We start from the raw sequence: 17,258 nt of genomic DNA on the forward strand, positions 1-17,258 counted from the left end.
ATCGGGGCGAGCGGCCGGACTCCTTCCTCTGTGAACGAAAGGAGTTCGGATTGAGCAGGTTGAGATTCATCCTCATAGCGGTGCTGCTGTCGTCGATGGGCGGAGCGGGTCTGGCCGTGCCGTCGCCCGCGGTGGCAGCGGCTCCGGCGGCCCAGTCGCGATTCGCCTGCGACGGGGTGGACACCAAGGACAAGGGCTGGGTGCTGCCGATCTACGTCCACCAACCCGGGCAGGACGCCTGGGAGGCCGACAGCGCCGCCCTGCTGAACACCATCTGGGAGACCGACCAGACGGTCGACTCCAGCGCGGAGCGGTTCGGGGTCTCCCGGCGGATCCGGTTCGTGCAGGACGGCGACTGCCGTCCGGTGGTGGCGAAGCTGCCGTTCACCAAGGGCCGCAACCGGGCGGAGATGGGCAAGGCGATGGCGGAGAACCTCGCCTCCCAGCCGGCCCTGGTGCGGACGCTCTGGCAGACCAACCGGGTCAAGCCGCTGTACCTCGTCAGGGACAACGAGATCACGGACTCCTGCACGGGCGGCGGCGCCAACGCCGGTCTGAGCACCGGGAACGTCATCCTTCCGCGTTGGTGCTGGAGCGAGGCCGGGCTCACCCACGAGTTGATCCACAGCTTCGGGCTCTCGCACTGCGACGGGGGCGGCGTGAACGGCAACGACCCGGTCTGCCGGAACATGGGCACCCGGAAGGAGTGCACGAGCGACCCCGCGTCCAACTACCACCTCGACTCGTGCCGGATCGACGACTTCCGGTACTTCGAGCCGACGCCCGTACGGCAGCCGGAACTGGAAAAGATCAGGAACGTCGCGTTCAGCCCGTACCTGATCCAGGACCAGCCGAGCCCGGTGTGGCGGTTCCGCATCAGGGTGGTGGACGGCGGCAGATGCCTCGACGGGAGCGCGACGCAGGTCGTGCAGCGCGCGTGCACGGACGGCGCCGCGCAGACGTGGCAGCGCGGCATCGACGACGACGGGTACCTCACGATCCGCAACGCGGCGAACGGCCGCTGTCTCACCATGGCGGACACCGTCGTGACCGGTCCGTGCGCGAAGAAGGACAGGGCGCAGCAGTGGCTGCCGGAGGCCGGTCAGGACAGGACCAATTTCGCCGCTCGCGCCGGCGGGAAACTGACCGTCAAGGACGACCGTGACGGCGGAGCGGTGGTACGTGACGGCAAGGGCGAGTTCGTGGCCGAACTGCTGGGCGGCCTGGCCTCCTCGCCCACCAGGCCGGGCTCCCCGGCCCCGACGGCCACGTCGCGGCCGACCACCGGCCCGACCGGGACGCCGACCACCAGGCCGACCGCGACACCGACCTCCGCTCCGGAGCCGGCCGTCACATCGGGACCGGTCGAGTCGATCGATCCCACCCCCGTCCCCGCCGAGACTCCCGTGCGGGGCCGGAGCGTCCGGTTCAGGAGCACGTACGGCACCTGCCTGACCTCGTCCGGCACCAGGGTACGCCTCGGCGCCTGCGGCGCCACGTGGAACGTCGTGACGGTCGGCGAGCACGTGCAGCTGCGCCGCCAGAACCGCTGCATGGCGCTCGGCGAGGTCAGCGGCGGCAAGCGTCCGGTCGTCCTGGTCAGGTGCAGCGGGGCCGCCAAGGGGCAGCGCTGGTCGCTGGAGAAGGCAGGCGGCTCGGTCACGCTGAGGAGTGCGACCACGAGGGCCACCCGGCTCGTCGCCCTCTCCGCCAAGCACACCGGCGTCTACGCCAAGGCTGCGTACCAGAAGAATTCCGCCAAATTTACACTCAAGTAAGTGATCGAACCGGACACTGACGACCCGGCCCTGACGCGAATGGTCAGGGCCGGTGACGACCGTGCCGTCTCCGAGTTGTACGAGCGGCACCACCCGGCCGTCATCGCCTTCGCCCGCCGCCTGTGCCGGGACCCGCACACCGCCGAGGACCTGGCCAGCGAGGCGTTCGCGCGGACTCTGCGAACCGTCCGGAACGGCCCGGCCGGTCCGACCGGCGACTGGCGTCCCTACCTGTACGCGGTGGTCCGCAACACGGCGGCGGAATGGGCGCGTTCCGATCAGCGGTTCGTCCTGACCGACGAGTTCCGCGAGAACGATCTCACGACGAACGCGCCGGAGCCGCCGGACGATCTCGTGACCCGCGCCTACCGCTCGCTGCCTTCACGCTGGCGGACCGTGCTCTGGCACACCCTGATCGAGGACGAGGAGCCCGATCGGGTCGCGAAGATCCTCGGCGTCACCCCCGGCAACGTCGGCGTGCTGGCCTTCCGCGCCCGCGAGGGACTGCGCAAGGCGTATCTGGCCGCGTACGTGTCCGGCGCGTCGCCCCGCTGCCAGGAGTACGCCGAGCCGCTGGCGGCGGTGGTGCGCAGGGGGAACGGCCGCCCTCCGCGGGCGCTGCGCGCGCATCTGGAGTCCTGCGCGAGCTGCGCCCGGGCGCACGCGGAGCTGCTCGACCTCAACACCACACTCCGCGCTGCGTTGCCGATCGCCCTGTTTCCGCTCGCCCTGGGAGCGGGGGCGGGTAGGTGGACCGCGGCGGGAACAGGGGTGCCGGGCGCGGCGGGCACAGGGGTGCCGGGCGCGGCGGAGGCCGGGACATCGAGCGCGGTGGGGACCGGGACACCGACCGGGACGGAAGCCGGGCTGGGGACCGGGACACCGACCGGGACGCCGGTCGCCGCGTCGAAGGGAGCCGGGGCGCCGGGCTGGGTGATCCCCGTGTCGGGGGTGACGGCGATCGCCGCCGCCGTGGCCGTGACCGTGGCCGTGTTCGGCTCGCCTGCGGACCCGGCCCCCTCCCCGCCCACGCGGATCACCGCTCCCGCGCCGGGCTCGTCATCCACCCCGGAACCCACCCGCCTGAGGACCCGGCCGCCCGAATCCACCCGCGCGAGGACCCGGGCACCCGCTCATGAGAGAACCCCCACCGCCCGGGTGACGACACAGGGATCCGCGTCGCCGTCTCCCCGCGAGCCCACTTCCCAGCCGGGCACCCGGATCGCCCACGCGGGCCGATGCGTCGGCGTGGCGAGCGGACTGGTGGCGGCGCTGCCGTGCGCCGACCCACGTACGGCCTGGCGTACGCGGGGCGGGACCCAGCGGTTCCAGCTCGTCAACCTCGTCAGCGGACGCTGCCTGTCCGCCGGCGAGCGGTACGACACCGTCGCCTTCAACGGCGGCGGCATGCTCGCGGTCCGGATCAGGCCGTGTGCCTCCGCGCCGGCCCAGCTCTGGCACCGCCCGGCCTTCAGCGACGGCGTGCGCCGTCTGGTGAGCGTCCCTTCCGGCAAGGCGCTGTCCCTCGGCGAGGAGTTCGCCGGCAAGCGTCCGCCGACGGCGTTCATTCTCTACGGCCCCTACACCGGCTCAGCCGATCAGCGCGTCACCCTCGTGGATGGCTGAGCCGTGCAAGTGCGGGGCGGCGCGGCTCCGCCGATCAGCGCGTCACCCTCGTGGACTGCTGAGCGCCGTGGGCGCGCCGGGCGGCGCCCACGGCGCTCCGGAGCGGTTCGGGTCCGGCCGTCCACCGGCAACCGGACGTCGCGACCGTCCGGTGGGCGGGCCCTTCAGGAGAAGAGGCGGCGCAGGAGGCAGGAGCCCAGGAGCCGGAGTGTGAAGGGCAGGTCGTTGCGGAGGTAGCGGCGGGCCAGCCGGCCGGGCTCGTGGACCAGGCGGAAGAACCACTCCAGACCCGCTTCCCGCATCCACACCGGCGCCCGGGGGACCGTACCGGCCGTGAACGCGATGGCGGAGCCGCACCCCACGAACCAGGTGCCGGGAAGGTCGTCCCGGAGCCGCGCGATGAGCCGGTCCTGCTTGGGGAAGCCGAGCCCGACGAAGACCAGCCGGGGCGCGGCGGCCACCAGCGCCTCCCTGATCCCGTCGTGGCCGCCGGGATCCGCCTCGAACCCGTACGGCGGAGCCTGCGTGCCCGCGACGACGAGCGCGGGATGACGGCGGACCAGCCGGTCGGCCGCCTGCCGGGCCGCCCCCGGCGGGCCGCCGAGGAGGTAGACGGGGTAGCGGTAGAAGGCGGCCGCCTCCGACAGCGACCAGATCAGGTCGGCCCCGGCGACCCTCGCCGGCAGGGGCGTGCCGAGCAGCCTGGCCGCCCACACCAGCGGCATGCCGTCGGCGACCGACAGGTCGGCCCGCTCGACGATCTCGTGCGCCCCGGGGTCGCGCGCGGCGGTCCAGGCGATGTCCGTGTTGGGGGTGACGAGGTGGCCGCCCTCTCCGCGTTTCAGCGCGCCGACCACGTGGTCGACGACCTCCCCCTCGGTCATCGGGTCGAGAGGGAGGCCCGCCACGCGCACCCTGTGACGGGTCCGTCCGTGGTCGTCGCCGGGCCATGGACGCCCCGGGACGCGCGTCGCCTCCTGGACGGTCCGGAGCGCCATCAGATGCCGCGCCCGAGGTGGTGGAGCGCCCCGAGGACGCTCGCGGCCGACACCAGGCCCGCGGCCACGGCGAGTGCGAGAGGCACCCGGGGTTCACCGCGGTGCGCGGTGAACGCCCGCCGGGCCCAGCGGCCCGCCTCCCTCCGCCGGCCGAGGGCCGCGTGGTGGAAGGCGAGCTGGCCGTAGACCCGCGCCGCGCCGCGCGGATCCACGACCAGATCGGGGTGCCGGGCGAGCATCCACTCCAGCCCGGCGATTCGGTCGGCCCAGCGGGTCGCGTACGCGGAACCGCCCCAGCGCACCCGCACCAGGGGACGGTCCACATGCGCGATCGGGTGACGCGCGGCCGCGCGCAGCGCGAGGTCCCAGTCTTCGTTCTGGCCCCCCGGGGCGCTCTCGTCGGCCCAGAACGCGCCCCGGCGGAACAGGAACGTCGAGGAGTGGACCATCACCATCCGCGAGCGCAGCAGGTGCGCCCGGGTGACGGCGGCCGTCCCGGCCAGCCGGGTGACGCGGCGCGAGCCGTACTCGACCTCGATGGCGCAGCTGGAGAACTCCGCGCCGGGCCACGCCTCCAGGGCGCCGACCTGGGCGGCGACCTTGCCGGGCGCCCACTCGTCGTCGTCGTCGCAGAAGGCCACCAGGTCGGTGCCGAGCGCCGCGATGCCGGTGTTGCGGGCCCCCGGAAGGCCGGGGCTGAGGCGGTTGGCCGTCACCCGCACCCGGCGCGGCGCCTCCTCGGCGGAAACGGCGGGATCCCGGGCGTCCCCTCCCGTGGGGGCCGGACGCCGGACACTCTCTCCCGAGACGGCCGGACGCCAGGCATCTCCTTCCGAGGCGGCCGGACAGCGGACGGCCCCTGCCGGAGGCCGGGTGTCCCCTACCAGGGTGGCCGGGTTCCGGGCGGCCAGGAGGTCGGCCGTACGGTCGGCGACCGCCGCCGGGTCGCCGCCGTCGACGACGACGACCACTTCGAGGGGACCGGGATGGTCCTGGCCGAGCGCGGCACGGATCGCGGCGCGCAGCCGGTCGGGCCGATGTCCCCGCGTGGGGATGACCACGCCCACCGATGGGCTCACGCCGATCTCCTGTCGTAGCCGTACTTGACCATGAGGGGCCAGGTCAGCGTTGCGACCAGGCGCCGGTGCCGCGGCGGGGCGGCGGTGCGCCAGCCGTCGTCGGGATCCAGGCGGATCCGGCCGACCGTGAAGCGCACGGGGTTGCCGGAGACCGTGTGGGCCGGAGAGAGATCGGCCCGGCAGGTGGAGAGGAAGTCGAGGCGGGGCGCGAGACCGGCCTCCGCGGCCACGCGGCCCAGGGTGGCGGCGGGGGCGTCGAGCAGGTCCTCGTAGCGGACCCGGGTGACGCGGACGCCGCCGCGTGCCAGCAGTTCCAGGCTGAGGTTCTGGGCGAGCCAGTGCAGCGAGGTGCGGGCCGGCGACCAGCGGGTCATCGGCCGGCCGTCCTCCGGGCGGGGCACCCGTCTGCGCCAGGAGTGGGCGACCGCGCGGGGATCGCGCACGACGTGCACCACGTGCACGTCGAGCCCGGCGGCCGCGAGGCAGAAGGCGGTGGAGGCGTGCTTGCTGGAGTCGACCACGACGGGCCGGCCGGAGACCTCCGCCGCCGCGTCGTACAGGCGACGGTGCGCCGCGGCGTACTCGGCGAGCTCCGGAGACGCCGTGAGCTCCGCGGACTCCCCTAACGGCACGGATCCCGGGAACACCGGAGGCGTCACGGACCGGGCGAACGTCGCCGGTCCCGCGGACCCCGTGGACCCGGCGAGACGGCGGGCCAGTTCGGGAACGCGCCGGGTGCGGTCCACCCGGCGTCCGAGCCGGAGCATCCGGCGGGCGAGGTCGTCCGGCCAGCCGCCGAACGCGCGCTCGCCGACCTCCCGCCAGAACGGGCACGCGCTGAACGGCCGCCGGCAGCCGCATGGCTCGTCCGCGAGCACGCCCCTGGCCCAGAGGTGGACGACCTCGCCGAGCGGCGCGACGCCGGGGACCTCGCCGAGCAGGCGCTCCAGCAGGGTGGTCCCGCTGCGGCCGAGACCGCCGAGGAAGACGACCCGGGCGGGAGGCGGCTTGTCAGGCACGGCACGAATCCTTACCCGTCGGATACGGAACGTGCACATAATAATGCGGAGGGTTACCGCGCCATCGCGGAAAGGACAAAGGATCTACCTGGGACGCGCCGGGCCGGGTCGCGTCCCACGGATGATCCGCGGGACGCGACCCGGCGCCGTAACCGGAAAAACCTCGACCGCCCGGCACCCCTGGAACCCGGTGCCGGGACCGGAAGCCCTCTGATCCTCCGACACCTCGAACCCGGCGCCGTGACCGGGCGGGCCCGGTGGCCTCCCCGTGCCCGCCCGGTCACGGCGCCGGATCCCGTCCGGCGGATCGTTTCTCCGGTCGCGACCACCCGGGCGGCCCCTGACGGGCGTCCGGGACAGGCCCTAACGGGCGTCGGTGATCATCCCCGCGCCGACGGTGTTGTTGGTGGCCTCGTCCACGAGGATGAAGCCGCCGGTGAGGCGGTTCCTCGCGTAGTCGTCCACGAACAGGGGCTGGGTGACGCGGAGCGAGACGCGCCCGATCTCGTTCAGCCCGAGGGAGCCGGCCTCCTCGTCGCGGTGCAGGGTGTTGACGTCGAGCCGGTAGTGGAGGTCCTTGACCAGCGCCCTGGCGGTGCGGGTGGTGTGCTTTATGGCCAGCTTGGCACGCGGCGCCAGCTTGACGGCGTCGGTCATCCAGCAGACCATCGCCTCCAGCTCCTGGGTGACCTGCGGCTGGTTGTTGGGCCGGCAGATCATGTCGCCGCGGGAGATGTCGATGTCGTCCTCCAGGCGGAGCGTCACCGACATCGGCGCGAACGCCTCCTGCACCGGGCCGTCGAAGGTGTCGATCGAGGCGATGCGGGTGCTCAGCCCCGACGGCAGGTGCACGACCTCGTCCCCGGGCTTCAGCACGCCGCCCGCGACCTGCCCGGCGTATCCCCGGTAGTCGTGCAGGGCCGGATCGGTGGCGCGCTGCGGCCGGATGACGTACTGGACCGGGAAGCGCACGTCGACGAGGTTCCGGTCGGAGGCGATGTGCACGTTCTCCAGGTGGTGCAGCAGGGAGGAGCCGTTGTACCACGGCATGTTCTCCGAGCGGGACACCACGTTGTCGCCGTGCAGCGCCGAGATCGGGATGAACGTCAGGTCCGGGGCGTTCAGCTTGGCGGCGAACGCGGTGAACTCCTCGCGGATCTCCTCGAACCGCTCCTGGGAGTAGTCGACCAGGTCCATCTTGTTCACCGCGAGCACCAGGTGTGGCACCCGCAACAGCGTGGTGAGGAACGCGTGCCGCCGCGACTGCTCCAGAACGCCCTTGCGGGCGTCGATGAGGACGATCGCCAGGTCGGCGGTGGAGGCGCCGGTCACCATGTTGCGGGTGTACTGGATGTGCCCCGGGGTGTCGGCGATGATGAACTTCCGCTTGGGCGTGGCGAAGTAGCGGTAGGCCACGTCGATCGTGATGCCCTGCTCCCGCTCGGCGCGCAGGCCGTCGGTGAGCAGCGACAGGTCGGTGTACTCGGTGCCGCGGTCGCGGGAGGTGCGCTCGACCGCCTCCAGCTGATCCTCGAAGATCGCCTTGGAGTCGAAGAGCAGCCGTCCGATGAGGGTCGACTTGCCGTCGTCGACGCTGCCCGCCGTGGCGAAGCGAAGGATGTCCATCAGAACCGCTCTCCAGAGGTCGTACGGCGTGCGCGGGAGGGCCGCGCGGGAAGGGACTGCCGGGCCGCGCGGGCCGGCCGGGAAGGAACCGTGCTCACTTAGAAGTACCCCTCCCGCTTGCGGTCCTCCATCGACGCCTCGGAGGCCCGGTCGTCGGCGCGGGTGGCGCCGCGCTCGGTGATCCGGGTGGCGGCGATCTCGTCGATGATCTCCTCGACCGTGGCGGCGGTGGACTGGACGGCGCCGGTGCAGGTCACGTCGCCGACCGTGCGGTAGCGGACCACGGCCTCGAAGATCTGCTCGTCCTCGTCGCGGGTGATGAACTCGCTCTCGGCCAGCAGCATGCCGTCACGCTCGAACACCTTGCGCGTGTGGGCGTAGTAGATCGAGGGGATCTCGATGCCCTCGCGCCGGATGTAGTCCCAGATGTCCAGCTCGGTCCAGTTGGACAGCGGGAACACCCGGATGTGCTCACCCTTGCGGATCTTCGCGTTGTAGAGGTTCCACAGCTCGGGGCGCTGGTTCTTCGGGTCCCACTGGCCGAAGTCGTCGCGGAAGGAGAACACCCGCTCCTTGGCGCGGGCCTTCTCCTCGTCCCGGCGGGCGCCGCCGAAGACCGCGTCGAACTCGCCGTCCTCGATGGCGTCCAGCAGCGTGGTGGTCTGCAGCCGGTTGCGGGAGGCCCGGCGGCCGGTCTCCTCGGTCACCCGGCCCGCGTCGATCGAGTCCTGGACGCTGGCCACGATCAGTCGCGCGCCGAGCTCGGCGGCGCGGCGGTCGCGGAACTCGATGACCTCGGTGAAGTTGTGCCCGGTGTCGACGTGCAGCAGGGGGAAGGGGATCGGCGCCGGCCAGAACGCCTTCTCCGCGATGCGGAGCATGACGATGGAGTCCTTACCGCCTGAGAAGAGGAGACAGGGACGCTCGAACTCGGCCGCCACCTCACGCATGATGTGAATGGACTCTGCCTCGAGGACGTCGAGCTGCGACGTGGTGTAGTCGCACTGGAGCATCAGACTCTCCTAGCGGTGCTTATCGGTGCAGGTCCCGGATGCCGGCAAGCAACGCTGGCGCCAGTTCCGGTAGGGAAACCAGGATATCCGGCAGTGAGGGGTCTCCCTGGTTGTACCGGAGCGGCGAGCCGTCGATCCGGCTGGCGTGCGCCCCCGCGGCCAGGGCCACGGCGACCGGCGCGGCGGAGTCCCATTCGTACTGCCCGCCGGCGTGCACGTACGCCTCGACCTCACCGGTGAGCACCGCGGAGATCTTCGCGCCGGCCGAGCCGATCGGCACCAGGTCGGCCCCGGCGAGCTCGGCGAGGGCCCGGACGAACTCCGGCGGGCGGGTGCGGCTGACCGCGATCCGCGGCCTGGCCCCGGCGGCGGGCGCCGGCCGTACGGGGGGTTCGAGGGTGGACAGGGTGCGGCCCTGCGCGGGCAGCGCGACCGCGCCGGCCGTCAGGACGCCGCGCTCCCACAGCGCCACGTGGACCGCCCAGTCGGAGCGGCCCTCCTCGGCGAACTCGCGGGTGCCGTCGAGGGGGTCGACGATCCACACCCGCTCGGCCGCCAGGCGGCGGGGGTCGAGGCGCTCCTCGCGGGTCGCCTCCTCCGACAGCACGGCGTCGCCGGGGCGCGAGCGGGCCAGGGCGTCCATCAGGAACAGGTGGGAGGCGGTGTCGCCCTCCTTGCGCAGGACCGCGGGGTCGCCGAACCCCCGCTCGGCGCGCAGGGCCAGCAGCCTCTCACCCGCCTCGGCCGCCAGATCCGCCGCGAGAACGTGGTCGTCCCGGATCGTCATTCAGCAAGCTCCGTTCCTCGCGCGACGGCTGCCCATGTGTTCCAGAGAATCTGCAGGTCCAGCGTGAGGGACCAGTTCTCTGCGTAACGCAGCTCCCACCGTACTGATTCCTCCCACGGAATGTCAGGGCGCCCGGTGAGCTGCCACAGGCCGGTCATCCCGGGCTTGACCGGCAGCCTGCGGCGGACGTCGTCGTCGTACCGGGCGACCTCCTCCGGCAGCGGCGGCCTCGGTCCCACCAGCGACATGTGGCCCAGCAGGACGTTGAGCAACTGCGGCAGCTCGTCCAGGGAGCGGCGGCGCAGCCGCGCGCCCAGCGGGGTCAGGCGCGGGTCGTGCCGGATCGCGTACGGCACGGCACGGCCGTCCCCTCGCAGGCCGACCCGTCCGCGCTCGGCGCCGCCGGCCATGGTGCGGAAGGTGTAGAGGGTGAACTCCGCGCCGTCGCGGCCCACCCGGCGCCGCCGCAGGAGGACGGGCCCGGGGCTCGACGCCCGGACGGCCAGCGCCAGCCCGGCGAGCAGCGGCAGCAGTGCGGCGAGCAGCGCCGCGGCCGCGGCCCGGTCGAAGGCGGCCTTGAGCACCCGGCGGGAGCCGGTGATCCGCGGGTGCTCGGCGTACAGCAGCGGCACCCCGGCCGCCAGGCGGATCCCGGTGCGCGGCCCGGCGGGCTCCAGCAGCGCCGGGGCGGCGACGAGGTCGGCGCCGGTCCGCTCCAGCCGCCAGGCGAGTCTGCGTAGCGCCGTGCCGTCCAGCTCCGGGCAGGCGAGCACGGCCACGGTGTCGGCCGCGGCCTGCCCGACCGCGAGCGGCACGTCGGACAGGTCTCCGAGGACGGGGACGCCCTCGACGTCGTCTCCTCCGTCGTACGGCACGCACGCCGCCACGACCTCCATGCCGTGGCGGCGCTCCCTGCGGAGCAGGCCGATCAGCTCGGCGACGGCGGGCCGGCGTCCGGCCGCGACGACCCGGCGCGCGCACCGGCCCCGCTCGCGCATCCGCCGCAGACGGCGGCGCAGGCCATACCGGCCGAGGAGTGCGAGCGCCGTTGCCAGTGGGACGGCCAGGACGACGTAGCCGCGGGCCGTCTCGGTGCGGGCGAGGTAGGCGCCGGAGGCCAGGGCGACGGCGAGGGCGAGCCCGCACCGCGCGATCCGGCGGTACTCCTCGGGCCCCAGGCCGGCCACGCGGGGCTCGTAGGCGCGGTTCAGCGCGGCCGCGCACACCCAGACGGGCGGCAGCGCGGCGCTCAGCGCGACGTACGGGGTGACGTCCGGGCCGCTCTCCCCGGAGCGCGCGAACAGCGCGAGGAGGCCGGCCACGGAGGAGCAGAGGAGGTCGGTGGCGACGGTGTACGCCCGGTGGCGGCGGGCCCAGGCGGGCGCCCGCGGGCGGGACGCCGACGTCGATCCCGGACCGGTCGGGACGGCTTTCACCTCGCGCACACGCTCCCCCAGCGTAGTCGATCGGCGACCGATGGTCACCGGATGTTACCGAGGGAGAAGGGGGCGCGGCGGCCGAAGGCCGAAACGCGCGCCGCCCGGATGACTATCTGGGCGGGCCCGAGAGCTTCAGGTCACCCGAGTGGAAGTCGTTCTGGGTGGCCTCCAGGCCGGAGGTGATCAGCGACTCGACCATGTCGGCGGCCCGGTCGACGAGGAACGGCAGGTCCTTGCGCTCGGCGGTGGCGAAGTCGCGTAGGACGAAGGCGGCGGGGTCCATCCGGCCGGGCGGGCGGCCGATGCCGAACCGCAGCCGCAGGTAGTCCCGGGTGCCCAGCGACTTGGTGATCGACTTCAGCCCGTTGTGGCCGTTGTCGCCGCCGCCGAGCTTGGCGCGGAGCGCGCCGTACGGGATGTCGAGCTCGTCGTGGACGGCGATCACCCGGGCCGGGTCGACCTTGTAGAAGTCGGCGAGGGCCTTGACCGGGCCGCCGGAGAGGTTCATGTAGGACAGCGGCTTGGCCAGCACGGCGGGGGCGCCCGCCACGCGCCCCTCCAGGGCCTCGGCGCGCGACCGGTGCGCCTTGAACCGTCCTCCGATGCGGGCGGCGAGCTCGTCGGCCACCATGAAGCCCGCGTTGTGCCGGTTACCGGCGTACTCCGGCCCGGGATTCCCCAGACCCACGACCAGCCAGCGGTCCATGGTCGGCGCCCCTTCCACATGCGCGTCAGGGCAGCCCGGTCGCGGGCTGCCCTGACAAGGTCTAGCAGATGAAACTACTCGGCGGCCTCGGCCGGCGCGGCCTCGGCGGTCTCGCCCTCGCCCTCGGCGGCGGCCTCGGCCTCGCCCTCGGCGGCCTCTTCCTCGATGGGGGCGGCGGCGGTGGTGACGTGCAGGACCAGGGTCTCCGGGTCGGCGATGAGGGTGGCGCCCTCGGGCAGCTTCAGGTCGCCCGCGGTGACCTGGGTGCCGACCTCCATGCCCTCGACGTCGACCTCGACGCCGGTCGGGATGTGGGTCGCCTCGGCCTCGATCGCGATGGAGACGAGCTGCTGGTCGAGGACGCCGTCGGCGACCTCGCCCACCGTGGTGACCGGGATCTCGACGGTGACCTTCTCGCCGCGCTTGACGAGGAGGAGGTCGACGTGCTCCAGGAAGCCCTTGATCGGGTCGCGCTGGACGCCCTTGGGCAGGGCCAGCTCGTCGGCGGCGCCCTTGAGGCGGATCAGCACGTTCGGCGTGCGCAGGGCGAGCAGGAGCTCGTGGCCCGGGAGCGTGAGGTGCAGCGGCTCGGTGCCGTGCCCGTACAGGACGACGGGGACCTTGTTCTCACGGCGGATCTTGCGAGCGGCGCCCTTGCCGAACTGGGCGCGCGGCTCGGCGTTGATGACTACTTCGGCCACGACGGATCTCCTAGGGATCTTCGATGGATTCTGAAGGGCGCGCTCCCCCTCACCCGCCCTAGCGGAAGGCGTTACGAGCGCGCGCGACCCGAACAGCCTACCGGCACACGGGCCGGGTTCGGCCCGCCGAGGCTCGGGTCGCCGCCTCGGCGGGGTCTCGCGGGGGTCTCACGGGGGTGTCGCAGGGGGTGCGGCGGTGTACCGGGGAGGGTCGATCAGGCACCGCGGGGACGGCGGTGTGCCGGGAGGATCAGGTGTCGCCCTCGAAGAGGCTGGTCACCGAGCCGTCGTTGAACACCTCGCTGATCGCGCGGGCGATCAGCGGGGCGATCGACAGGACCGTGAGCTTGTCGAACCTCTTCTCCTCCTCCAGCGGGAGGGTGTTGGTGACGATCACCTCGGAGATGCCGGAGTTCTTCAGCCGGTCCACCGCGGGGTCGGAGAACACCGCGTGCGTGGCGGCCACGATCACGTCGGTGGCGCCCTGCTCGTACAGCGCGTCGGCGGCCTTGCAGATCGTGCCCGCGGTGTCGATCATGTCGTCGATCAGCACGCAGGTACGGCCCCGCACCTTGCCGACGACCTCGTTCACCTTCACCTGGTTGGCCACGTCGAGGTCGCGGCGCTTGTGGATGAAGGCCAGCGGGGTGCCGAGGGTGTCGGCCCAGCGCTCCGACAGGCGGACGCGGCCGGTGTCGGGCGAGACGACGGTGGTGGTCTCCAGGTCGAGCTTGTCCTTGAGGTAGTCGACCAGCACCGGCATGGCGAACAGGTGGTCGACCGGGCCGTCGAAGAAGCCCTGGATCTGCGAGGTGTGCAGGTCGATGGACATCAGCCGGTCGGCGCCCGCGGTCTTGAACAGGTCGGCCATGAGGCGGGCGGTGATGGGCTCGCGGCCGCGGCCCTTCTTGTCCTGGCGGGCGTAGCCGAAGAACGGCATGATCACGGTGATCCGTTTGGCGGAGGCGCGCTTCAGCGCGTCCACCATGATCAGCTGCTCCATGATCCACTGGTTGATCGGACCGGTGTGACTCTGGATGACGAAGGCGTCGCAGCCCCGGACCGACTCCAGGTAGCGGGCGTAGATCTCGCCGTTGGCGAAGTCACGCAGGGTGGTGGGGGTGGGGTCGATCCCGAGGTGGCTCGCCACCTCCTCGGCCAGCTCCGGGTAGCCGCGTCCGGAGAAGAACATCAGCTGCTTCTCACCGGTCTGCTTCATGCCGCTCATGCCGTCCTCCTCGCCTGACGGCCCTCGGTCGTCGTCGCGACGCTGCCGTGCCCGCCGGCCGGCTCGCTGCGCTTGATCACGTCGTGCTCCCCTGCTGGTTTCCGGCGTCGATGGCCTTCTGGGCCGCCTCGGCCGATCTGGTGCCCGCGCGCCTGCGCGCGACCCACCCTTCAATGTTGCGCTGCCGCGCGCGGGCCACCCCGATCGCCCCCGGGGGAACGTCGCCGTCGATGACCGAGCCCGCGGCAGTGTAGGCGCCGTCGCCGATGTTCACCGGCGCGACGAGCATGGTGTCGCACCCGACGAAGGCGTGGTCGCCCACCACCGACCGGTGCTTGTTGACCCCGTCGTAGTTGACGAAGATCGTCGAGGCGCCGATGTTCGCCCCGGCGCCGATCACGGCGTCACCCGCGTAGGTCAGGTGGGGCACCTTGGCACCCTCGCCCACCTGGGCGTTCTTCATCTCCACGTAGGTCCCGGCCTTGGCCCCGCGCCCGAGCACGGTGCCGGGCCGCAGGTAGGCGTACGGTCCCACCTGGGCGGCGGGGCCGATCTCGGCCTCGACGCAGACGGCGTTGCGGATCACCGCGCCCTCGCCGACGACCGTGTCGGTCAGGGTGACGCCGGGGCCGATCTCGGCGCCCTCGGCGACGGCCGTACGGCCGTGCAGCTGGGTGCCCGGGTGGATCACCGCGTCGGGCTCCAGGGTCACGTCCACGTCCACCCAGGTGGTGGCGGGGTCGATCACCGTGACCCCGGCCCGCATGTGTCCCTCCAGCAGGCGCGTGTTGAGGACTTTGCGGGCGGAGGCGAGCTGCACCCGGTCGTTGACGCCCTCGACCTCGACGTGGTCGGCCGCGACGTGCGCGCCGACCCGGTGGCCGTCCTCCCGGAGGATGGACAGCACGTCGGTGAGGTACTCCTCACCCTGGGCGTTGGCGGTGGAGACCCGCTTGACCGCGTCGGCCAGCAGGCGGCCGTCGAAGGCGTAGACGCCGGAGTTCATCTCCCGGATGAGCCGCTGCTCGGGGGTGGCGTCCTTCTCCTCGACGATGGAGAGGACCGCTCCCGTCCCGTCGCGGACGATCCGGCCGTAGCCGCGGGGGTCGGGGACCTCGGCGGTGAGCACGGTGACGGCGTTGCCGTCGCGGTCGTGCCGCTCCAGCAGCGCGGCGAGGGTCTCGGTGCGCAGCAGCGGCGTGTCGCCGTAGGTCACGAGGACCGTGCCGTCGACGGTCCCGGTGGTCTCCAGCACCACCCGGACCGCGTTGCCGGTGCCGCGTTGCTCGGGTTGCACGACGGCCTGGGTGTCGGGGCCGGTCCGCGCGAGGTGCTCGCGCACCCGTTCGCGCTCGTGGCCTATGACAACAATGAGCCGCTCGGGTTCGAGACCTCGAGCGGCGGCGAGCATGTGGTCCACGAGTGCGCGACCGCACAGCTCGTGCAGGATCTTGGGTGTTTTCGACTTCATCCGGGTGCCCTCACCTGCGGCGAGGACGATGACGGCGGCCGGGCGCGGCACACTCACGGACGAGGCTCCCTCGGCGTCGCGGCTGAGACATTGACAGGGTGGCGGACCGTCCCCGCCCTCTTCAGGGCATCGGACGGTCACCCACTCGACAACGTGAGGATACCTGCCCGCCCGGGAACCCACCCAGCCGACTAGCCGGACCAATAAAACGGTCAAAAGTTACAGCTCCGGCACCAGGACTCGAACCTGGACAACAAGGACCAAAACCTTGCGGGCTGCCAATTACCCAATACCGGATCGACAGGGCCGCCCGAACCGGTCGGGCACCCGGCACCCCCCACGATACCGAGCCGTCGATATCGAACGCGCCTCGTTTCGGCTCCGCCTGCGCCACGGGCGCCGGGAGGAGTGAGAGGCCCCCGTGGCGGGCATGGACCGGAAGACGCCGTTTAGCAGATCCACCCGGTGGTAGCAAGTCGTGAACCGACCACGGGATCCACCGGGGAGCGTCACCTTCTCCACATCCATCCGTAGGTGTTCCTAACTTACGATGGCGTAGGTTACGGTTGCGTAGCCGGACGAAACCGCCCTTCTCCTATGAGTCGTATCGAGGTAGCCCATGACTGTCCTTGAAGAGCGTTCCGCCCCTTCTCCGAAACCGGACGTCGATCCGGAGCCCAAGACCCGTCCCGAGATCATCACCTTCATGGTGGTCGTCGCCCTGCCGCTGATCGCGCTCGTCGCCGCCGTGCCCTTCGCCTGGGGGTGGGGTCTCCGCTGGACGGACGCCGTCATCGCCCTCGTCTTCTACGTGGTCTCCGGCCTCGGCGTCACCGTCGGCCTGCACCGTTACTTCACCCACGGGTCGTTCAAGGCCAAGCGCCCGCTGAAGATCGCGCTGGGCATCGCCGGCAGCCTCTCGCTGGAGATGTCGGTGCTCGACTGGGTGGCCACCCACCGCAAGCACCACAAGTTCTCCGACAAGGAGGGCGACCCGCACTCGCCGTGGCGGTTCGGCACCGGCTTCTGGGCGGTGAGCAAGGGGCTGCTCTGGGCCCACATGGGCTGGCTGTTCGAGGCCGACCGGGCCAACCGCGAGAAGTACGCCCCCGACCTGGTCAAGGACCCCGACATCATCAAGCTGCACAGGTACTTCCCGGTGCTGGCGATCACCTCGATGGTGATGCCCGCCCTCCTCGGCGGCCTGCTGAGCTGGTCCTGGTGGGGCATGGCGACCGGCTTCTTCTGGGGCACGCTGGTCCGCATCGGCCTGCTGCACCACGTCACCTGGTCGATCAACTCCATCTGCCACGTCTTCGGCGAGGAGGTCTTCGAGTCGCGTGACAAGTCCCGCAACGTGTGGTGGCTGGCGATCCCCTCCTTCGGCGAGTCCTGGCACAACCTGCACCACTCCGACCCGACCTGCGCCCGGCACGGCGTGCTCAAGGGCCAGATCGACCTCAGCGCCGGCGTGATCCGGATTTTCGAGAAGCTCGGCTGGGCCCACTCCGTCCGCTGGCCGACTCCGGAGCGACTGGCGGCGAAGCGCATTGCCGCCTGACGGCCCATCACGCAGTCCCGGGGCGGCCCGCGTCACCGCAGCGCCGCCCGACGGCCCACCACGGAGTCCCGGGGCGGCCCGCGTCACCGCAGCGCCGCCCGGCATCCCGTCCCGGAGTCCCGGGACCGCACGTCCCCTCGGGGCGGCCCGCCTCACCGCGGCGCCGCCCGCACCCCCGGCGACGGCCTCCGGCGGTACGGCGCCGCCCGCCGGCCCGCCCGGGACC

14 protein-coding genes and 1 tRNA gene are annotated in these 17,258 nt (G+C 72.4%); 3 read left to right on the plus strand and 12 right to left on the minus strand.

Features of this window, described 5'->3' with window-relative positions; genetic code table 11:
• Nucleotides 1-50: 50 nt before the first annotated feature.
• Nucleotides 51-1,778 (plus strand): ricin-type beta-trefoil lectin domain protein, encoded by a 1,728-nt coding sequence (locus ACFYSC_RS05285; protein WP_389956949.1) that lies wholly within the window; start codon nucleotides 51-53, stop codon nucleotides 1,776-1,778.
• Nucleotides 1,779-3,404, plus strand: a complete 1,626-nt coding sequence (locus ACFYSC_RS05290; RefSeq protein WP_389956952.1) for a sigma-70 family RNA polymerase sigma factor — start codon at nucleotides 1,779-1,781, stop codon at nucleotides 3,402-3,404.
• Nucleotides 3,405-3,568: 164 nt separating this feature from the next.
• Here the strand turns inward: ACFYSC_RS05290 and ACFYSC_RS05295 are convergent, their stop codons facing one another.
• From ACFYSC_RS05295 to ACFYSC_RS05350, 12 genes are all read right to left on the minus strand, one after another.
• The gene (locus tag ACFYSC_RS05295) at nucleotides 3,569-4,312 is read right to left on the minus strand and encodes a WecB/TagA/CpsF family glycosyltransferase (protein WP_389956955.1); all 744 of its coding nucleotides are present in this window, start codon (nucleotides 4,310-4,312) and stop codon (nucleotides 3,569-3,571) included.
• An 89-nt stretch (nucleotides 4,313-4,401) separates the two neighbouring features.
• A complete protein-coding gene (locus ACFYSC_RS05300) occupies nucleotides 4,402-5,481 on the minus strand; it encodes a glycosyltransferase (RefSeq protein WP_389956958.1) in 1,080 nt (359 codons plus the stop codon).
• The gene (locus tag ACFYSC_RS05305) at nucleotides 5,478-6,500 is read right to left on the minus strand and encodes a sulfotransferase (RefSeq protein WP_389956960.1); all 1,023 of its coding nucleotides are present in this window, start codon (nucleotides 6,498-6,500) and stop codon (nucleotides 5,478-5,480) included. The genes ACFYSC_RS05300 and ACFYSC_RS05305 overlap by 4 nt, the downstream gene beginning before the upstream one ends.
• Before the next feature lie 363 nt (nucleotides 6,501-6,863).
• Nucleotides 6,864-8,126: a sulfate adenylyltransferase subunit CysN gene (gene cysN / locus ACFYSC_RS05310; RefSeq protein WP_362931042.1), complete on the minus strand. Its 1,263-nt coding sequence runs from the start codon at nucleotides 8,124-8,126 to the stop codon at nucleotides 6,864-6,866.
• 98 nt (nucleotides 8,127-8,224) lie between these two features.
• Nucleotides 8,225-9,139: a sulfate adenylyltransferase subunit CysD gene (cysD, locus tag ACFYSC_RS05315; protein WP_389956963.1), complete on the minus strand. Its 915-nt coding sequence runs from the start codon at nucleotides 9,137-9,139 to the stop codon at nucleotides 8,225-8,227.
• 19 nt (nucleotides 9,140-9,158) lie between these two features.
• Nucleotides 9,159-9,926, minus strand: a complete 768-nt coding sequence (locus ACFYSC_RS05320; protein WP_389956966.1) for a 3'(2'),5'-bisphosphate nucleotidase CysQ — start codon at nucleotides 9,924-9,926, stop codon at nucleotides 9,159-9,161.
• Nucleotides 9,923-11,371: an exopolysaccharide biosynthesis polyprenyl glycosylphosphotransferase gene (locus ACFYSC_RS05325; RefSeq protein WP_389956969.1), complete on the minus strand. Its 1,449-nt coding sequence runs from the start codon at nucleotides 11,369-11,371 to the stop codon at nucleotides 9,923-9,925. Before ACFYSC_RS05325 ends, ACFYSC_RS05320 begins: the two co-directional genes overlap by 4 nt.
• 103 nt (nucleotides 11,372-11,474) lie before the next feature.
• Nucleotides 11,475-12,071 carry an aminoacyl-tRNA hydrolase gene (pth, locus tag ACFYSC_RS05330; RefSeq protein ID WP_389956971.1) on the minus strand — a complete coding sequence of 199 codons (597 nt, stop codon included), beginning with the start codon at nucleotides 12,069-12,071 and terminating at the stop codon, nucleotides 11,475-11,477.
• 74 nt (nucleotides 12,072-12,145) lie between these two features.
• Nucleotides 12,146-12,772 (minus strand): 50S ribosomal protein L25/general stress protein Ctc, encoded by a 627-nt coding sequence (locus ACFYSC_RS05335; RefSeq protein WP_389956975.1) that lies wholly within the window; start codon nucleotides 12,770-12,772, stop codon nucleotides 12,146-12,148.
• A gap of 250 nt (nucleotides 12,773-13,022) precedes the next feature.
• Nucleotides 13,023-14,000: a ribose-phosphate diphosphokinase gene (locus tag ACFYSC_RS05340; protein ID WP_362931030.1), complete on the minus strand. Its 978-nt coding sequence runs from the start codon at nucleotides 13,998-14,000 to the stop codon at nucleotides 13,023-13,025.
• Between the two features lie 76 nt (nucleotides 14,001-14,076).
• On the minus strand, nucleotides 14,077-15,528 hold the full coding sequence (glmU, locus tag ACFYSC_RS05345) for a bifunctional UDP-N-acetylglucosamine diphosphorylase/glucosamine-1-phosphate N-acetyltransferase GlmU (RefSeq protein WP_389956979.1): 1,452 nt from the start codon (nucleotides 15,526-15,528) through the stop codon (nucleotides 14,077-14,079).
• 168 nt (nucleotides 15,529-15,696) lie between these two features.
• Nucleotides 15,697-15,768: transfer RNA gene (locus tag ACFYSC_RS05350), tRNA-Gln, on the minus strand.
• Between the two features lie 322 nt (nucleotides 15,769-16,090).
• Here ACFYSC_RS05350 and ACFYSC_RS05355 point away from each other — a divergent pair.
• The gene (locus ACFYSC_RS05355; RefSeq protein ID WP_389956982.1) at nucleotides 16,091-17,032 is read left to right on the plus strand and encodes an acyl-CoA desaturase; all 942 of its coding nucleotides are present in this window, start codon (nucleotides 16,091-16,093) and stop codon (nucleotides 17,030-17,032) included.
• The last annotated feature ends 226 nt before the right edge of the window (nucleotides 17,033-17,258 follow it).

It is taken from the genome of Streptosporangium sp. NPDC004379 (assembly GCF_042873875.1).
Classification (GTDB): Bacteria; Actinomycetota; Actinomycetes; order Streptosporangiales; family Streptosporangiaceae; genus Streptosporangium.

What these genes read in the sequence shown, in the direction of transcription:
- pth (WP_389956971.1), bottom strand. Translation starts at nt 12,071, where the DNA reads ATGGACCGCTGGCTGGTCGTGGGTCTGGGGAATCCCGGGCCGGAGTAC.
- cysD (WP_389956963.1), bottom strand. Translation starts at nt 9,139, where the DNA reads ATGCTCCAGTGCGACTACACCACGTCGCAGCTCGACGTCCTCGAGGCA.
- ACFYSC_RS05355 (WP_389956982.1), top strand. Translation starts at nt 16,091, where the DNA reads ATGACTGTCCTTGAAGAGCGTTCCGCCCCTTCTCCGAAACCGGACGTC.
- ACFYSC_RS05340 (WP_362931030.1), bottom strand. Translation starts at nt 14,000, where the DNA reads ATGAGCGGCATGAAGCAGACCGGTGAGAAGCAGCTGATGTTCTTCTCC.
- cysN (WP_362931042.1), bottom strand. Translation starts at nt 8,126, where the DNA reads ATGGACATCCTTCGCTTCGCCACGGCGGGCAGCGTCGACGACGGCAAG.
- ACFYSC_RS05320 (WP_389956966.1), bottom strand. Translation starts at nt 9,926, where the DNA reads ATGACGATCCGGGACGACCACGTTCTCGCGGCGGATCTGGCGGCCGAG.